General features: G+C 66.1%; 1 protein-coding gene. It reads left to right on the plus strand.

The genetic code is table 11. From position 1 onward, the window contains the following. Positions 1-53: 53 nt before the first annotated feature. On the plus strand, positions 54-236 hold a 183-nt coding region (locus tag ACLJZ5_RS22160; protein WP_410959038.1), incomplete at its 3' end, for a hypothetical protein.

Consider the following 236-nt stretch of genomic DNA (forward strand, 5'->3'; position numbering starts at 1 on the left):
TGGCGGTTGCGGCCTGCTCGACCGGTAAGGATGTCCCCGCGGCAGAGGCGAGTGTGAAGGCCTTTCACGACCGTTTGGGCGCGGGCCAGATCGACGCGATCGTCGCCAGTTCGGGTCCGGAACTCTCGGCTCCCGAGACCAAGCCGCGCTTCACGCAATTGCTGGCTGTGGTTGCCAGGAAACTGGGCCAGCCCAAGGCGGCCAAGCAAGTCGGCTGGAACGACCAGGTGACGACC

The organism is Salmonella sp. 5800 (genome assembly GCF_046558195.1).
Taxonomy (GTDB): Bacteria; Pseudomonadota; Gammaproteobacteria; order Enterobacterales; family Enterobacteriaceae; genus Salmonella; species Salmonella enterica.